Genomic DNA, 15,414 nt, shown 5'->3' on the forward strand with positions numbered 1-15,414 from the left:
TGCTGGAACAGGCTAGAAGCCCATTTTACAATCTTTGAAATTGTCTTTGGGAACGGGCTAGAAGCCCATTCCACAATCTTTGATTTTTTCTGCTGGAACGGGCTAGAAGCCCATTCCACAATCTTTGGAATTGTCTTTGGGAACGGGTTAGAAGCCCATTCCACAATCTTTGGAATTGTCTTTGGGAACGGGCTAGAAGCCCATTCCACAATCTTTGGAATTTTCTGGTGGAACAGGCTTCTAGCCTGTTCGTAAAACCAGTTTTTGAGAACCGACAAATCAGCCTAGGCTTTAAACGTTAATACTGGCTTCATTTTAGCGACAATCCCCACAATTTGTGCCTCCACCTGAACGTCAATCACTGGTTGAATTGGCTTGTAAGCGGCCGGTGCTTCTTCGATTCTACGTTCTTCGCGTAAGGTAATGCAATCTACGCCAGTTAATCCCAAAGCTGCTTCAGTTTTGTCAGCACCTTCGCGACTGAGATCGAAACGCGATCGCGCCCTGCCCGCACCGTGAGAAGCCGATCGCAAAAATCGATCGTTTCCCAAACCAATTAGCAAATAAGACGGCGCACCCATCGAACCAGGTACAATTACAGGCTGGCCAGAATGTGCGGGACAAGCGCCTTTGCGAGTCACCCAGCCGTCACCTTCAGCTAAGGTAATATTGTGAGGCAAATCGTAAACTAAAGGAGCTTCGATATCCCCGAAAACTTGTCGCAAACGCAGTCGCAGAAGTTCTGCTAGCAACAAGCGGTTGATAAAACCATAATTGGCGGCCGTTGCTTCCGCTTGTAGGTAGCTGCTCACAAGTTCGGGATTGGCTTCGACAGACAGCGGAAACAGCCCGGATTCAGGGTATTTTAGGGTTTTCGGCCAGGCTTCGCAAGCTCGATCGCGCCACATACCGCCGATGTATTTGCCGACATTTCGCGAACCGGAGTGAATCATAAAAGCGATTTGTCCCGATCGAACTCCCCAAGTATAGGCCGTAGCTCGATCGACCACTTCTTCAACCACTTGAATTTCTACAAAATGATTGCCGCCGCCGATGGTACCTAACCCGCCATCCCTGACAGTGCCGTCATTTGGGACTAATTCTTCGGGTGCCCATTTGACATCGCCATTCATCGAACCGCCTCCGAAAGTGCGATCGCACTCTTGCGCCAACTGCTCGAAATCCGAATTTGCTGCGCTGCCCATTGCCCTATCCAGCATACCATCCAGCCATCCGGGGATGCCGTGTTGGAACATCGCGCGGGCAGTTTTTGCAGTCATGCTGACATCGCGAGTACCGAAGAAATAATCGCCTTTCATCAACTCTACAAATCGATCGCGCTTTCCCAGAAATTGTTCGATCGACAAATCAGCAACGTGTAAGCGCATCCCGCAGTTAATGTCGGAACCGACAGCCGCCGGAATCACCATTTTGTCAGTTTGGACGATCGAGCCAATTGCCACTCCCGCATCCCCCGGATGGAAATCTGGAGTAGCGCAGGCGCGACAAACACAACCACCTTGAGGGTGTCGAACATTCGCCAAATTTGCTAACTGTTTCAGCGCCTTTGCTTCCACCGGAAAACCTTCTGGAAGCAAAACTTCTGCTGTTGTGGAACTGGCATCTTGCCAGTTATCTCTTGTAGCAAAAACATTTTCACTGTTTTCTGTTGTGGAACTGGCATCTTGCCAGTTTTCTTTCAGAGAACTATTGAGACAAATCGAGTAGACTTGATTGTCGTAACTCACATCAAGACCTTGCCGAGACAAAGCTCGCAAAAGCCTGTTCAAGTTTTTTGGCTGCTGCATAAATAGTCTGTTGCGGGTTGCAGTGCAACCCCCACAAATTGAAGAGATGTTGTAGTTAGTAAAAGACTTTGGTTCAGCAGCCGCAATCTTTTCAGAGACAAGTTGAAGGCAACTTTTCTAATTATGTCGATCCTGGCACATTATTTTTTATCTGTCAACCGCTTTCTTAGCGATTCTCAATTTTTGTGAGGTACGCGATCGAGTAATTACCAATTACCAATTACCAATTACCAATTACCAATTACCAATTACCAATTACCCAAGCGTACCGCACTGTTATACCAGAAACGCTACAGATAATATCTAACCGTTGTCACAACCCGACTTTTTTTAGCCAGCAAAGCCGCCTTCAAAAAGAAAGCAGTTTGATTGTGTAGCAGTCCCTCCCACCAATTTTTCGTCACAAAAGCCGGAATAATTAGCGTTAAGAAAACTCCCGGCCGTTGCTCTTCAAACAAAGTCAAAAAGTGAGTTAAAGCCTCACCAACAGAACGGTAAGGCGATTCCAGAATTTCTAGGGGAATGTCAGATTGCAAATCTTGCCAAGCCGCTTGCAGTTTTGCTCTATCTGTCAAACCTATATCTACGTGAACCGCCACAACCTCATCAGCAATTAAACGAGCGTAATCCAAGGCATCAAAAGTTCCCCGGTGCAACTGGCCAACTAACACCACCGCCGGATGTGTCACCGTCTTAACTTTAGGTCTGGGAGGATAAGATATGGGTTCTATTCCCTGAATGCTCAAGCGAGCGGCTACATACCGATAGTGCCGGTGAATAGCTAAAAATAGACTAACTACAATCGGAATAGTTACTACCACAACCCAAGCTCCCAAAAGGAATTTGGTAGCGACAATTACAGCTAAAACTCCCGTGGTTGCCACTGCACCAATACCGTTCATCACAGCACTAGATTGCCAGCCTTTGCCTCGCTCCTTAAACCAATGAATCACCATTCCAGATTGGGACAGAGTAAAAGAAGTGAAAACTCCAACCGCATACAGCGGAATTACTGCGGTGGTATCGCCTCGGAAGATGATAATTAACAGAGCCGCGCAGAGGCTGAGCAAATTAATGCCATTAGAATAAACTAGGCGATCGCCCAACAGCGACAACTGCCTCGGCAAAAACCCATCCCGCGCCAAAAAATAACAAAGTCGCGGAAAATCTGCATAACTCGTATTCGCAGCCAACAGCAAAATCAACAGAGTTGCAGCCTGCAAATAGTAATAAAATATGCCGACTCCAAAAATATCTTTTCCTAACACAGAAAGGAGCGTTTCGTTTTCTTTAGGAATCACCTGATAAATATGGGCTAAGTAACTAATGCCCAAAAACATAAATCCCAGAATTACTCCCAAATAAGTTAAAGTTAGGCGTGCATTCTTCCATTCAGGAGGCTTAAAAGCCAACACTCCATCCGATATGGCTTCAACTCCAGTCAGGGCTGTACAGCCCGCCGCAAAGGCGCGCGCGATCAGAAACAATCCCAAAGGTTCCTTAGCTGGAATGTTTTCTAAGGCCGGCAAAACATGACCTGTTGCTTGTTGGAATAAACCCGAACCAATCAAGATAAAAATGCCCACGATAAACCCATAGGTGGGAACCATAAATATCTTGCCAGATTCCCGCAGTCCCCTGAGATTGGCAAACATGATCAGGACAATACAAACTAAGCACAGTTCAACGGTATAGGGCAGCAAGGAGGGAACTGCTGAAGTCAAGGCGGCAATACCAGCGGAAATGCTGACTGTTACGGTGAGGATGTAGTCAATCATCAGCGAAGCTGCTGCGATCAAACCGGGATAAATACCCAAGTTTTCTCGCGCCACAATGTAAGCGCCACCGCCGTTGGGATACGCTTTAATTGTCTGTCGGTAAGACAGCGCCACGATCGCCAACAGTAAAACAATAATTCCCGAAATAGGCAGCGATAAACTCAAACTGCTGCTCCCGGCTAGTAACAGCACCAGCAGAGTTTCTTGAGTCGCGTAGGCAACAGACGACAGTGCATCCGAAGCAAGAACAGCTAGTCCTGTAGCGTTGCTCAGCCGTTCGTGAACAGATGCGCTGGTGGGGAGAGATTCACCCAGTAAAGCCCGCTTCAGCCGAGAATAAGTGTACATTGAAACTTAATATATAGGCGTCCACAAATCATAATGGAGACGGGGACAGTTTTCAGCAATTTTGGGTTCACAAGTTGTAATGCTCTCTGGCTTGTTGAGTCAGTTTCAGCTTCTGTTCTAGAGCTTGCCAATCTTCGGCTTGGATATCGCCCATCAACTCGTCGAGACTGTCGCGGTAAATAGAGAGCGATCGCAATAATTGCTCTCTATTGTACTTTGCCACCATCACTCCCAGCTCGGGGTTGCCACCCCCTACGCGGCTGGTGTCCCGAAAACCCGAACTCGCCAAATTTTGCGCTAAATTCACAATATCTCGATCGCCCTCTCGATCGCACGCAGCCACCAGCGTCGCGCTAGCCATTATCGGCAAATGAGAAATCCAAGCCACAGCTCGATCGTGTTCTTGAGGGCCGCACCGATAAACCGACGCACCCAACAACCGCGCAATTTCCTCAACCTTCTCCACTGACTGCGCCGGAGTCTGTGCAGTCGGAGTCACCACATAAGGCCGCCCCACAAACAAATCCCTCACCGCCGCCTCAATCCCACTTTCAGCAGTCCCCGCCATCGGGTGTCCCCCAACAAAATTCGGCCACAGAGCTGACACAGCATCGACTATGGGAGTTTTTACCGAACCGACATCGGTTACAATCGCATCAGGGGAAAGATGGGGAATTAATTTTTGGACGATCGGCTCGATCGCCGATAACGGCGTGCAAATAAAAACCAAATCCGCTGTTGCCATCAAAGACAGGTGTATGCTGGCATCATTGACAACACCTCTTGCGATCGCCCGATCGCAAGTCTGTTGGCGACTCGAAACCCCAACAATATTAAACCCGCGCGATCGTAAATCCAGAGCGATCGAGCCACCAATTAAACCAAGTCCTACGATACCGATATTCATCAGAAAAAATGGGTTTCAAACCCCGTCCTTCGCTTGACGGCTTGACAAGAAAATTTTAGGATTAATAGCAACTTTCGCTTTATAATACAATATGTAGCGAAAGGTCAACTATGTACCTGACTCAAAAGAACCAAATTCGCAATTTAAATAAAGCGGAGTTTTTGGCTCTGTGTGAGTTGTGCCGCCTTAGCAAAAACCTTTACAATGTGGCGTTTTAGGCAGTTGCCAAAATACAGAGGTTTGTCTAGATTTTCTCAGAATTTGACGAAAACCAACAATAATTGTGATAAACTGGGGAAACGCTTGATTAGTGCGGGTTGCTAAAGCTTACTGGGTGTGAAAACCACAAAAAAACACTTGGCTCAAACTGATCCTCAAAAAACCAAATATTTCAAGTCCTCTGCTAATCAAGGCAGTCTCTAACTGGGAAGAGTAAGCCAACCTGAGCAAAAAGGAAAACATATATAGCCTTTTTCAGAAAGATGAGGTATGCCAAGATATGCTGGAACCTTACAGTGTAAAGCTTTTTAGGTCAAGATTTGTCCGCGAATGAATGTGAGAAAGGCTATAGCACTCGCTCTAGGCAAAACATAGACCGCTAAGTTTGATTTACAGATTTCTGTAGGTTTTTAGAAGCGGCTGTTGTCACAAAGTAAACAATTTCCCATAAAGTCCTGGAAAATAGCGTCAAAATCAGGCAGTATATATCAAGAGTAAAAAATATTACCAGCGATGATCAAATATGTCACGCCGCGAAAAGCTTGCGAAATGCTGCAAGTCTCAGAGAAAACTCTTAGAAACTGGGAGCTTGCCGACAAAATATCAGCAATCAGAACCCCCTCCAACCAACGACGCTAGGACATTGACAGCGTTCTCGGAACAGGACACAACCGAGTTATCGCCATCTACGCAAGAGTCAGTAGCTACAAATAACGAGAACACCTCGAACGACAAGTCAGCTACCTCCAAAATATCTACCCGCAAGCCAAAGTCTTTAAAGACATCGGGTGTAGACTCAACTTCAAAAGAAAAGCACTGCTTGCCCTTTTGGGACAAGTCATGTCAGGAAATATCTCAACAATTGTGGTTGGACACCAAGACAGACTCGCAAGGTTTGGTAGCGACCTCATCAAATGGCTCTGCGAGCAAAACAATTGCCAACTCATGGTTCTCAGTAGAAACGAGCTGTCTTGTGAACGAGAAATGGTTGAACATATCCTTGCCATCATCCACGTCTTTAGTTGCCGAATCTACTCCCGGGGTAAATACAAATCTACTATCAAAGAAGATTCGAGTTTACCCAGAAACCAAGCTAGCAGCGAAATGGAGGACTTGGATTGCAGCAAGTAGATGGTGTTACAATCAAGCAATTGCTATCCTGAAAACAGAAAAGATTGGCAAGTACGATCTCAGAAAAAAGATTATGGACTCAGCTCCAATCTGGGTGTCGGAGCAACCTTACAACCCACGACAAATGGCAGTATTCCAAGCTTTTGAGGCACACAAAGCTGCTAAAAAGTCAAAGGGTATCGCCAAATTTAGAAGCCGATTTGACCGTTCCCAGACTATCAGGTTTCAAGTCAGTAACTGGAAGTCTGGGACTTTTTACCCGCAAGCAACCAAAGGATTATCATTTAAAGTATCCGAACCAATTGCAGATGTAATGGAACATGAGCCAACGCTGTCACTAATCAATGGGCAATGGTTTATATGCTATGCAGTTGATACCGCAAAGCCTCTGCAAAACGAAAGCAGTTTAGCTATCGCCTTAGACCCTGGCGTTAGAACGTTTTTGACTGGTTTTGACGGCAGTGATATCTTGGAGGTAGGAAAGAATGATATTGGTCGTATCTACCGACTAGCAAGACATTTAGACAAATTGATGTCAAGAATAGGGCTGCACAAAGGAGGACAATTCAAACGATTGAGGTATTGCTTGAGAAAGTCAGCGACCCAGATTCGGATTCAGATTAAAAACTTAGTCAACGAGTTACACAAGAAGGCTGCTAAATACTTGGTGACCAAGTATAAAATTATTTTCTTGCCGACTTTTGAAACGCAGCAGATGGTAAAAAAGGGGAAACGAAAATTAGCGACAAAAACAGCTAGAGCCCTGGTCACTTTGAGCCATTATAGGTTCAAACAAATGTTGAAGCATCAAGCATCCAAATCTGGTTGTATTGTAGTAGACGTGACCGAAGAATACACATCCAAGACTTGTTCAAAGTGCGGGCATATTCACACTAAATTAGGTGGGTCTAAGAAATTTAAATGTCCAGAATGCGGACACACTCTGGACAGAGATGTAAATGGCGCTTTCAATATTTTATTGAAAGCTTTGAGAGATACCTCCTTGACGGGAGAGCTTGCAGCTTTCACGCGTCTTGCCATACACAGTAAGTTTGGGCTTAGTCCTAGATTTACCGGGTTAAATGTATCTGTAAATATTGGTCGCAAAAGTAAGCAGAATGGTTTTACCGGACTGTCTAGAGGCTGTTTGACACAGCCATTAAGGGTGAAAATCTCTTAAGAATCCCCGTCCGTTTTACGGCGGGGAGTGTCAATAGCAATAAAATGGGGATATTTCGATACGGTGCCGCCCCCATGACAGTCGAGGAACTCCTGAAAAAATATGCCGCCGGAGAAAGAAACTTTGCCGGAATCAACCTGACTGAGGCCAACCTCAGCGGCGTCAACTTGAGCGGAGCCAACCTCACAGGTGCGAATCTGAGTGTAGCAAACCTAAGCGGAGCTAACCTCAGCAAAACCAACCTCACCGGTGCCAAACTCAACATCGCCAGACTCAGCGGCGCCCATCTCGGCGGCGCCAACCTCACCGACGCCGACCTCAACGTCGCCTACCTAGTGCGAGTTGACCTCAAAAAAGCCATACTCACAGGAGCTAAACTGATCAGAGCCGAGCTAATTCGAGCCGAACTCAGCGGAGCCAACCTCAGCGGAGCCAACCTCAGCGGCGCCACACTCACCGAAGCCACGCTCCGAGGAGCCAACCTCACTCAAGCCAACCTTCGAGGCGCTCACCTCAGTGGTGCGTCCTTGACAGAAGCCAACCTCGAACAAGCCAACCTCCAAGGCGCCGATCTCAGCCGAGCCGACCTCAGCGGTGCAGACTTGCGAGGTACCGAACTCCGACAAGCCAACCTCACTCAAGCCATACTCAGCGGAGCCGACCTCAGTGGCGTCAATTTGCGCTGGGCCATCCTCAGCGGCTGCAACCTGCGCTGGGCCGACCTCAGCGAAGCCAAATTGAGCGGCGCCGACCTCAGCCGAGCCGACCTCTGCCACGCCAACTTACTCAATGCCAGTTTAGTTCACGCCGACCTGTCAAACGCCTATCTGATCCGCGCCGACTGGGTGGGAGCCGACTTAACCGGAGCCACCCTAACCGGAGCCAAACTCCACGCAGTTTCGCGGCTCGGCATCAAAACCGAAGGCATGACCTGCAAGTGGGTTGACCTGAGTCCCAACGGCGACCACAGTCAAATTTACTGGTTGAACTCCGGAGGAACCCACGATTTTTTTCACGAAAGCTTGCCCACAGTTAGGATTGTAATTGACTCGCCCTTAGACCAAGGCGCTCATTTTGCCCTAGCTGCAACTTATTACCAAATTGCCCAACAATACCCGAGTTTAAGTCAGCCGCCCACGATCGAAGTCAGTTCCAGGCGCACCGTACTCGCCTTTAAAATGGACAGCGACGATAAATTATTTGCCACCGCTTACGTTGCCATTATTCCTTTTAACGACGGCGCTACAACTCAGAAAAACCTGATAGCTTTGATGAAAATGATTCAATCCCACGATGCAGGCAAACTTAGCGTCAAAGAATCCAAACACGTCCAGTTATGCAGCAAAGCTCTCAACCAAGCTATCAGCAAAGTAGACCAAATCAAAATTTCCAGTTCTTTTCCCAAAATCGGTGAAAGCATCAATTTTTTTCAAATTCCTACACAGATGCTCTTAATCAACTCCCGCGACCAAAGACTCAGCGTATATCACCACCCAGCCTTCGGCAAGCGCCTGATTAAAAAATACGATCCCAGCAACTCCAGCGCAGGCAAGTTAACTGAAAGCACAAAATTGGGTCAAGCTAATATCGCCAGCATTTTGGATTTTATAAAAGGCTTCCACAATATAGATGTCTAGGCATATTGCATGAAGTTACAAAAAATGCTTATTCTATTTTAAAGGTTGGCATAACAAAGCTTTGTTCTACCTAACACATCAGGGAAAGTCAAAAGCATGGACGCGGAAGAACTCATCGCCAAATATGCAGCAGGAGAAAGAGACTTTACTGCCATCCTGCTTTGCGAAGCCAATCTCAGCAGGATCGATCTGAGTGGGGCTAATTTCAGCGAGGCAATCTTGAGCCTCACCAACCTGAGTGGCACCAATCTGTCAAAGGCCAACATGAGAAAAGCTAAACTCAATGTTGCTAGACTCAGCGCTGCCAACCTCAACAAAGCCAACCTCAGTGGCGCTATCCTCAACGTGGCTAACTTGATTCGGGCCGACCTCAGCGAAGCCCAACTCGTCGAAGCTACATTGATCAGAGCCGAGCTGATCCGAGCTGACCTCAGCGGTGCCAACTTGAGCGGTGCCAACTTGAGCGAAGCAGATTTGAGAGAAGCCACCCTGAGAGAAGCCAATCTAGAGCAAGCCGACCTCAGCGGGGCTCACCTGAGAGGCGCTTGTCTGACAGCGGCGAACTTGGAACGGGTTAACTTGCACAGAGCCGACCTCAGCAGGGCAGACTTGCGAGGAGTGAACCTATGCAATGCCGAACTCAGACAAGCTAATCTGTCTCAAGCCAACCTCAGCGGCGCTGACTTGCGAGGCGCTAATCTCCGGTGGGCCGACCTCAGCGGGGCCAACTTGACTGGTGCTGACCTCGATGAAGCGAGATTGAGCGGGGCTAACTTGTACGGGGCAAATTTGAGCAACGTCAACCTGTTGAACGCTACTCTGGTACACGCGGATTTGACTCAAGCGAATTTGACTCACGCAGATTGGGTGGGCGCAGATTTGACGGGGGCGGCCCTGACTGGGGCAAAAATTTACGCGGTGTCGAGGTTTAATCTGAAAGCCGATGATATAACCTGCGATTGGGTGGATCTGAGCCCAAACGGCGATCGCAGTCACATTCAGCGCTTTACCCCAGAAGAATCTCAACGGTTTTTTAATGCTACACCGCCGACAGTGCAAATTATTGTCGATCGACCGCTCGACCCCGACGCTAACTTTGTCCTCGCGGCTACCTACCGCCAAATTGCCAGTCAATACTCGGGTTTGAGCAATCCTCCCAGCATAGAAGTTAATTCGCGGCGCACAATCATATCATTTAGAATAGAGCAGGACGATCAACTATTTCCCACAGCTTTTGTTGCCATTATTCCCTTTAGCGACGCGGCATTTACTCAAAAAAATCTCATTACTCTGATCAAGATGATTCAACCCCAAAACGGCAATAATCTAGGCGTCAGAGTTTCAAATTTGGTAGTGCAATTGAACGTCGCCATGACCAAAACAATTAGAAAAATAGGGGAAATGAAAATGCAGCCGATTCGCCTCGATCGCGAACCGATGTCGAGTTTTTTTCAATCGCCTACCCAAACCATACTGGCCAACTCCAGCGCCGAAACTTTGATGGTTCACTATCACCCAGACTTTGGCAGAAACTTGACCAATTTGCCGGGAGTCAACAAAACCTCGATCGGGCCGGCAATTAAAGCCCAAAGATTTACAACCCCGCCCCTAAATACGGTGATTGAATTTGTCAAAAGCTTTTATCAGCTTGGTGAGTAAATAATATAAATTTATTTATTTTTATATTAATGCCACATAAAAGTTAGTCCATCGCCCTTTCAGCTAGGTAAAAACAATGGAAGCAGAAGAACTTCTCAAGCGATTTGAACTCGTCAAAAGATACACAGAAGGCGACAGAGATTTCACAGGAATCAACCTGAATGAAGCTAATCTCAGTCGCATCAACCTCAGCCAATCAATTTTAAGGCAGGCTAGCTTATTTGTCACCAACATCAGCGGCGCTAACTTGAGCGAAGCTGACTTGAGTGAAGCTAACCTGAATGTGGCTAGACTCAGCAGCACCAATCTCTCGCGGGCAATCTTAAACGGAGCTAGTCTCAACGTAGCAAACTTAGTCAGAGCGGATTTAACGGGAGCTCAATTAATCGGAGCATCTCTGATTAGAGGAGAATTAGTCCGCTGCGAACTTAGCAAGACTAACTTCAGTAACGCTAACATGACTGAAGCAGACTTAAGAGAGGTAAAACTGACCCAGGCTAACCTGTCTGGTGCGAATCTTTCCGGTGCAAATCTTAGAGGTTCTTCAGCAAAAGAAGCTAGCTTTAAAGACGCTAATTTGCACGGCGCCGATTTGATGAAGGCAGAACTTAACGGCGTCAATTTGAGCAATGCCGATCTGAGACAAGCTTCTTTGCAGGAGGTGAATCTCAGCGGTGCTGATTTGAGCGGAGCTAATCTCAAATGGGCGGATTTAAGCGGAGCTAACCTCACTGGCGCCGATCTGAGTGATACTAAATTGAGTGGAGCTAACCTCAGCGGAGCAGATTTAAGAAATGCTAATTTAGCCAATGCTAGTTTGGTTCATGCCGATCTGACAGAAACCAATTTGATTAACGCAGATTGGGTGGGCGCAGATTTGACCGGGGCAACTTTAACTGGGGCAAAAATGTATTTGGTTCCCAGGTTTGGTATCGTTGCAGATGATATTAATTGCCAGTGGGTTGACATCAGCCCCGCAGGCGATCGCAGTTTGGTGCAACAATTTAATTCGTCGTCTGAAGCGAGAAAGTTTTTAAATCATACGCCGGGGTTAGTGCGAATTGTGGTTGACGCACTTTTAGACCACTCAGCCAACGGCATTTTAGCAACAGCCTATAGCGAAATAGCTAGGCATTACGGAGCCATGAGCCGTCCTCCCAATATAGAAGTCGGCTATCGCCGGACAACTCTGACTTTTAGATTTGATAGCGACGAGCATTTATTGCCAGCAGCTTTTTTAGCGATTGTTCCTTTTAAGGATGCCTTGGAAACTCAGAAAAATGTGGTGGCGGTTGGCAAAACTATCGCAAATCAAAATTTAGAAAAAAAACGGATAATACAGTTATCTAAAGCATTGAATGCAGCAATGGCTAATTTAACTGATGTGAAAAAAATGCTGGAAACAACAATAAATGTCTCTCAGGAAACAAACTTTTTTCAGTCACCTACCCAAACTATTTTAATTAGTTCGGGGCAGGAGAGTTTTACCGTGCAGTCTCATCAGGATTTTGGTCGGCGAAGTGGAAATAATCAGGAGAGTAAATTTAGTTTGGCTGTGGGTCAAAAAGTAGTTGATTTTCTGGCAAGTTTTGATTATCTTGATTGAGAAATATCAACAGTGAAATCGATTGATTGAGGTAGAAGTCCATAATTCGCTGCTCCGCTTTTTGCGATCGCACTCCGAGCCGCGCTGGCCCCACCATTTAACGATGGCGCGACTGGTGGCGCGGGCTTTGCGCTTGGGGCGCAGCGCTTTGATCCAAACTGGGCTGCCGGCGTCCGCTTACCGACAGCGGTATCGAGTCAGCTATTTGATGCCGATTTTGATGTGGCCGGATCCGGTGATTTTAGTGGCGCCGACACCGCTGCTGGAACATTTGCAGGAGGTGGAAATTCCGCGATTGCAAGAGTGGCTGCAAACTGAAAGACCGTTAGCGAAGCCCTCGAAGAGGATCGAGATTTATTCCCATAATGCCGCGGGACGAGGGTTGATGCTAGCCGATCCGCAGTCTTGGCTGGCGGCGCGCTTGGCAGGAAATTCGCAACTTCACAACAATATTCCGACAATTATCGACGGTGTGGATGATTTGGAAGTTTGGACGCGACAGCAATTGACGGTGGGTTTGGAACCGGCCCATTGGAATGATTTAATGGAATCTGGCCCAATGCTGGCGGATGCAATTCGAGAAGCGCGGGTGTTGCTAACGCGGGCTGTGTTTCAGCATCCAGCTAAGCCTGATGAGTGCTATTTGCTGGAAACCGCAGAGCAAAATATTTTGCAAGGGCTGTTTGAAACGATCGAGCAAAACCCTGGGATTCCGCCTGCTTGGAGCAATTTTTGGCAGCGGTGGAACACAAACGGGAAACTGCGGTGGGCACAAATTCATCGCTCTGCTGGGTCATTTTCGCTGTTCTGTGCGCCGGTGCAGGTGGCCGAGGTTTTGAGCAAAATTTGGTCTGCCGTGCCTGTGGTGTTGATTGGGGGGGCGGTGGATGTGGAACAGAAGGCTCCGATCTTCCGGCAAATGCTGGGATTGCCTGAGTTGACGAGTGTGAAGTTTTCGCCCGATCGACAAAACGAGTTAATTCAACTGTACATTCCGAACTGGCTGCCGCTGCCGAATACGCCGGAATTTCAGGGTGTTTTAATGGAAGAAATTCGGACTTTGCTGTTGATGAGTGCGTCGGTGGCGGGTTTAACGGTGCTGATTGTGGGCGATGTACCGCTGAAGGCTCGGATGGCGGCGATTTTGGCTTCTGAGTTCGGTTCTCGGGTGCAGGTGGAAAAAACCGAGGTGGGCGACAATGCGATTTTGGTGACTGGATGGGAGTTTTGGCGGGAACATCAGGGTGAGTTGAGTGCGCCTCACTTGCTGGCGATCGCAACTTTGCCGCTACCTTCTTTGGAGAATCCTTTGGTGACGGCGCGTGTGGCTTTTTATAAGGAGCAGCGGAGGGATTGGTTTCGGTTGTATTTGTTACCGGCGGCGTTGAATGAGTTGCAAAGGGCGATCGCGCCGGTGCGAGAACGTCAGGGGGTTGTGGCGATTTTTGACAGTAGGGTGATTCACCGCAGTTACGGACAGCAAATTTTAGCGGCGCTGAGTCCGTTTGCAAGGATTGATTATTTGGATACGACTTGGTTGACTCAGGCTTGAGATGACCTGTTGGCGTATAATTTGGTTGTTATCGAATTGAAATCTAATTTAGTAGACAAAGATTATGGGCGAATCTAAGCGTCGTAAAGAGTCGATCGGCGATGGATACGGTAAAGAAGAGCGTATCTATCCCTGGCTACCAATTACGAAAACTCAAAGCGAAGATTTTCTGAAGTGGACATCTCGCGGAAGCTGGGCGGGGATTAGTCTGTTGGTGGGTTGGTGGATTGTGGTGCGGTTTGTTGGGCCTGCGGCGGGTTGGTGGGTGGTTGATTGATGGTGAGGTGCGATCGACAATTGGGCGATCGCACATTGTGTCGAGTTTTCACTCCGAAACCAGCGGCTGATTTTTTAGGGAAATTTTAGTTGCCAATGGGGAGTCAGTATGTTATGATACTTATCTGCGGGCAATTAGCACAGTGGTAGCGCACTTCCTTCACACGGAAGGGGTCACAGGTTCAAATCCTGTATTGCCCATTCAAAATTTATGGTGACTCATTAGACATCTCCAAACAATAAAATATTCTGTCGGAGTGCGAGCCAGGTTGGAGGGTGAAGCATTTGGGAATAAAATTACAGGTTTTCAACATAAATTGTCGCCCAAATGCTTCACCCCTACAGGTATCAAACGGCTTGAGATTATTTATAGAGGTAACTTTATGATCCAAATAATTCTGAACTCAGAACAAGAAAAGTTATTGCAACAACTGTTAGAAACAGGGAAATATACAACCCCAGATCGGGTAATTACTGATGCTTTAAAAGCTTTATCAGAAAAGCAATATCTTAATCAACCTCGGCAAGTAGTAAAAATTCTTTCAGGAAAACCTGCACAAGAGTTACTAGCAGAAAAAATTAAAACGAGCTTGGAACTTAAGAATAATTATCAGCCCGATCCGCACCGACAAGCTTTAGCTGAAGATTTTAACAACTTATGTGAAGAAACTCAGGCTTTACACGCCGATAGTCCTTTAACTGATGAAGAAATTGCCGAAGAAATTGCAGCTTATCGGAGCGGAGAATGAGAAACAAACTGGAAATAAAGAGTAATTGACGTTTAGCTTAAGCTTCAACATATTCGCAAATAGAGACAGGTTCGGGAATCGGAAAAGCATCCTCTTGTAGTCCTTCAATATGGAATGCGATCGCCTCTTTAATTAAATTTCTCACCTCTTCTAAACTTTCAGCCACAGCTACACATCCAGGTAAATCGGGAACATACGCACCGTAGCTAGTTTGACCTTTTTCAATTACCACAGCATAACGCATTAATCTTCCTCCTCTAGTTGAGATTGTCGCAAAACACTTTTAAGCGTACCAATTGGCATATCAATGCCTAAATTACCTGACACAGTTACAGTTCCAGCCTTTTCTGGGTGTTTAAATTGACGATGACTGCCCCTTGTTCTAGCTAAATACCAATCATCATCTTCTAACATTTTAATAACTTCTCTAACTTTCATTGTTCATCTATCTATAAAACTAATCAACTCCCGCACTTATATCTCCATAATACGATCTAACTTCAGCAACCTCTCCATTGTAACCTGCGCGACTGATAAAAAACCTCATCCTGGTCAATCTGAAGA

The 15,414-nt window shown here is 46.9% G+C and carries 15 protein-coding genes and 1 tRNA gene; 11 read left to right on the forward strand and 5 right to left on the reverse strand.

Going from position 1 to position 15,414, the window contains the following annotated elements; genetic code table 11:
• On the forward strand, positions 1–255 hold a 255-nt coding region (locus JGK22_RS19425; protein WP_293313431.1), incomplete at its 5' end, for a hypothetical protein.
• Positions 256–284: 29 nt separating this feature from the next.
• Here the strand turns inward: JGK22_RS19425 and JGK22_RS19430 are convergent.
• From JGK22_RS19430 to JGK22_RS19440, 3 genes are all read right to left on the reverse strand, one after another.
• A complete protein-coding gene (locus JGK22_RS19430; RefSeq protein ID WP_293313433.1) occupies positions 285–1,808 on the reverse strand; it encodes an RtcB family protein in 1,524 nt (507 codons plus the stop codon).
• A 290-nt stretch (positions 1,809–2,098) separates the two neighbouring features.
• Positions 2,099–3,934, reverse strand: a complete 1,836-nt coding sequence (locus tag JGK22_RS19435) for an APC family permease (RefSeq protein ID WP_293313435.1) — start codon at positions 3,932–3,934, stop codon at positions 2,099–2,101.
• A 67-nt stretch (positions 3,935–4,001) separates the two neighbouring features.
• Positions 4,002–4,841, reverse strand: a complete 840-nt coding sequence (locus tag JGK22_RS19440; RefSeq protein ID WP_293313437.1) for a prephenate/arogenate dehydrogenase — start codon at positions 4,839–4,841, stop codon at positions 4,002–4,004.
• A gap of 768 nt (positions 4,842–5,609) precedes the next feature.
• On the opposite strand from JGK22_RS19440, the gene JGK22_RS19445 reads away from it, so the two are divergent.
• The 10 genes from JGK22_RS19445 to JGK22_RS19490 all read left to right on the forward strand — a co-directional run bounded on the left by JGK22_RS19445 (position 5,610) and on the right by JGK22_RS19490 (position 14,850).
• Entirely contained in the window at positions 5,610–5,699 is a 90-nt protein-coding gene (locus JGK22_RS19445) for a MerR family DNA-binding transcriptional regulator (RefSeq protein WP_293185126.1), read from the forward strand.
• 114 nt (positions 5,700–5,813) lie between these two features.
• A complete protein-coding gene (locus tag JGK22_RS19450; RefSeq protein ID WP_293185124.1) occupies positions 5,814–6,191 on the forward strand; it encodes a recombinase family protein in 378 nt (125 codons plus the stop codon).
• Positions 6,130–7,371 carry a transposase gene (locus tag JGK22_RS19455; RefSeq protein WP_293185122.1) on the forward strand — a complete coding sequence of 414 codons (1,242 nt, stop codon included), beginning with the start codon at positions 6,130–6,132 and terminating at the stop codon, positions 7,369–7,371. The genes JGK22_RS19450 and JGK22_RS19455 overlap by 62 nt, the downstream gene beginning before the upstream one ends.
• 74 nt (positions 7,372–7,445) lie before the next feature.
• Complete coding sequence (locus JGK22_RS19460) at positions 7,446–9,008, forward strand: pentapeptide repeat-containing protein (RefSeq protein WP_293185121.1); 1,563 nt, start codon at positions 7,446–7,448, stop codon at positions 9,006–9,008.
• Positions 9,009–9,104: 96 nt separating this feature from the next.
• Positions 9,105–10,667, forward strand: coding sequence for a pentapeptide repeat-containing protein (locus JGK22_RS19465; RefSeq protein WP_293185102.1), 1,563 nt, complete (start codon positions 9,105–9,107; stop codon positions 10,665–10,667).
• Between the two features lie 76 nt (positions 10,668–10,743).
• Entirely contained in the window at positions 10,744–12,273 is a 1,530-nt protein-coding gene (locus JGK22_RS19470; RefSeq protein ID WP_293220414.1) for a pentapeptide repeat-containing protein, read from the forward strand.
• Between the two features lie 22 nt (positions 12,274–12,295).
• On the forward strand, positions 12,296–13,825 hold the full coding sequence (locus JGK22_RS19475) for a helicase C-terminal domain-containing protein (protein ID WP_293313439.1): 1,530 nt from the start codon (positions 12,296–12,298) through the stop codon (positions 13,823–13,825).
• 64 nt (positions 13,826–13,889) lie between these two features.
• A complete protein-coding gene (locus tag JGK22_RS19480) occupies positions 13,890–14,102 on the forward strand; it encodes a DUF2839 domain-containing protein (RefSeq protein ID WP_293185099.1) in 213 nt (70 codons plus the stop codon).
• Between the two features lie 128 nt (positions 14,103–14,230).
• A tRNA-Val gene (locus tag JGK22_RS19485) sits at positions 14,231–14,302 on the forward strand.
• 182 nt (positions 14,303–14,484) lie between these two features.
• On the forward strand, positions 14,485–14,850 hold the full coding sequence (locus tag JGK22_RS19490) for a hypothetical protein (protein WP_293185097.1): 366 nt from the start codon (positions 14,485–14,487) through the stop codon (positions 14,848–14,850).
• Positions 14,851–14,887: 37 nt separating this feature from the next.
• Here JGK22_RS19490 and JGK22_RS19495 read toward each other — a convergent pair whose 3' ends face one another.
• Both JGK22_RS19495 and JGK22_RS19500 read right to left on the reverse strand, forming a co-directional pair.
• On the reverse strand, positions 14,888–15,094 hold the full coding sequence (locus JGK22_RS19495; RefSeq protein ID WP_293185095.1) for a type II toxin-antitoxin system HicB family antitoxin: 207 nt from the start codon (positions 15,092–15,094) through the stop codon (positions 14,888–14,890).
• Positions 15,094–15,288: a type II toxin-antitoxin system HicA family toxin gene (locus JGK22_RS19500; protein WP_293185094.1), complete on the reverse strand. Its 195-nt coding sequence runs from the start codon at positions 15,286–15,288 to the stop codon at positions 15,094–15,096. The genes JGK22_RS19495 and JGK22_RS19500 overlap by 1 nt, the downstream gene beginning before the upstream one ends.
• Positions 15,289–15,414 lie beyond the last annotated feature (126 nt).

Origin of the sequence: Microcoleus sp. PH2017_08_TRC_O_A (genome assembly GCF_020738665.1) — a bacterium.
Classification (GTDB): domain Bacteria; phylum Cyanobacteriota; class Cyanobacteriia; order Cyanobacteriales; family Microcoleaceae; genus Microcoleus.